The organism is Pseudoalteromonas sp. S558 (genome assembly GCF_005886635.1).
GTDB classification, from domain to species: domain Bacteria; phylum Pseudomonadota; class Gammaproteobacteria; order Enterobacterales; family Alteromonadaceae; genus Pseudoalteromonas; species Pseudoalteromonas aliena.
The window spans coordinates 1-2,042 of sequence record NZ_PNDU01000510.1; the positions used below are offsets into that span (position 1 = coordinate 1).

General features: G+C 34.6%; 2 protein-coding genes. Both read right to left on the bottom strand.

Annotated features, from left to right (window positions below; genetic code table 11):
- Positions 1–372 precede the first annotated feature (372 nt).
- Entirely contained in the window at positions 373–660 is a 288-nt protein-coding gene (locus CWB66_RS21145) for a hypothetical protein (protein WP_138586974.1), read from the bottom strand.
- A 503-nt stretch (positions 661–1,163) separates the two neighbouring features.
- Positions 1,164–1,889, bottom strand: coding sequence for a hypothetical protein (locus CWB66_RS21150; protein ID WP_138586975.1), 726 nt, complete (start codon positions 1,887–1,889; stop codon positions 1,164–1,166).
- Positions 1,890–2,042 lie beyond the last annotated feature (153 nt).

Sequence of the window (2,042 nt, forward strand, 5' to 3'; positions counted from 1 at the left end):
AATATTTTTAATTACATTGTATTAGTAGTAAATCGACACTCACTATTTAAAGTGGGTGTCTAGTTTATTTTGCACTAAACAAAGCCTAGTACTTAGTTCGCCATACTGCAAAAATTAGGGTGGGTGTCTAGTTTATTCTTCCTTGAATTCGGGATTTATTTCATGACTAAGTCGAACTTTTAACTGCCTTTCTTTATTACGTTGGTATTCATTCCCAAACATTAAATAACTCCTTTTAATTTATTACCAAGATGCTTAAATTTAATTTACCCGAATTACCATGCCAAACAGCTTTTGGTATTTTTATTCCCAGTAATAGCCCAATATTTCTATAAAATAAAAACAGATGGGCCTGTCATTTTTAAATTGCATTCAACGATATAGTTCCATTTCCATCAAATGTTTGCCATATTGTTCCATTGTCATAAAGCGTTTTCCTGCTAAGTAATAATCTCTTTCGATTTCTTGCATTGCTCTATTAATTTGCTCTTCATTCAGTTTATTTTCATATCTAAAGCTCCAGCTTTTTTTTAGCTCTTGCAAATTAAATGGTTCTTTACCTATTTTAGCTGACTCATTTATAGCTTCATTTAACATTTTTTGACTTTCGTTTTCATTCTTCTTTCTTATTTCCAATAACCTTTTATCTTGTTCGCTCATGAGTCACTCCAATTATTTGCCATGTTCATCAACTGCTTGTTTTCACACTGATAAAAGCCTAGTACTTAGTTCGCCACACTGCAAAAATTAGTGTGGGTGTCTAGTTTATTTTTCTGAATTCCCTCGATAATGAGTTTGGTCGCACTTACTACATTAGCAAATACTTCAGAATGTCATATTTATTGGTGGGTTATGGTCAATGGTGCACTTGCATAATGAATTCGGGACATTCAAGTGGGTGTCATTGTTATTTTGTCTGAGATAGATTTATTATCCATAGTTCAGGTTAACTACTCTCATACACTATATTTAAATGTTTGCTAGCTACAAGCCATGAAGCTAACTCAAGGTTTACTCCGGCTAAAAGAAATAAACTTGGTAGTCAATATACTTTTATAGCAGTTAGAACTCCCCCATGACGAGGGTGGGTGTCAGTGTAATACGCTTTAAAGTGGATATTTTATTTAGCTGCTGAACGCTTATTTGCTTTAAACTTGACGTAATTAAAACTGCTTAATTAGTGTATAGGGTTCAACAGCGGCTAGCCGCGTTACCACATAACCATACGTAGATCCGTAACTCCCACCTTCAACACTGTTATCCATATATATCACCATATCTTCAATACCGTCGTTGTTATAATCACCTTTTGCCATGACCGTCAGTTTTTGAATGCCGCCGCTGTTGTCATAATAAATTGCTTGGTCTTTATTCAATGACTCCATTTTACTAATATGACTCATTTCTTCCCAGCTACTCGCTTTTGCTAAACGACGGTCATCGTCGTTTGAAATAATTAAAGCAAGCTCAGGAGGCATCTGTTTCGGTAGTGCTGAGCTATGCTCAAAATCAGTCAAAAAACTAGATTCAGAAGCATTTAGCTCCCCCATATGTGCCCATATTAAACACACTTTATTCATTGCTTTTATAACATCTTGATGTCGGTAACTAAGTGCGTTAAACCCTTCATCTAAAGCATTAAATAAACTATTACAACTAGTAACTACTCTATCTGGGCTGCCATCTTTAAGAAGGTTTTCCTCAAAGTACCACTTTTTATCAATTAGAGCTTTAACCTGCTCTTGTTTCTCTAATGTTGTAGGCGCTGTAAAATACCTTTCTGTTTTATTTTCCGAGCTATATGTCGGTGCTATTTTATTCTTTTCTATTTCTGCACATGCAGTACTTGAGATACTAATACATGCAAGTAAAACTAACTTCTTCATCATTTTGCATTCGCCAATAAATTGCGGACATAAGCATTACGTTCAGCGGATACATCTTTTCTATTTGATTCAATAGCCGCCTTCTTAAAATCTTGCGCTTTCATATACTTATTAAAATTAGGGAAAGTATCTTTGAGTTTAGTCATCCCTAAATTG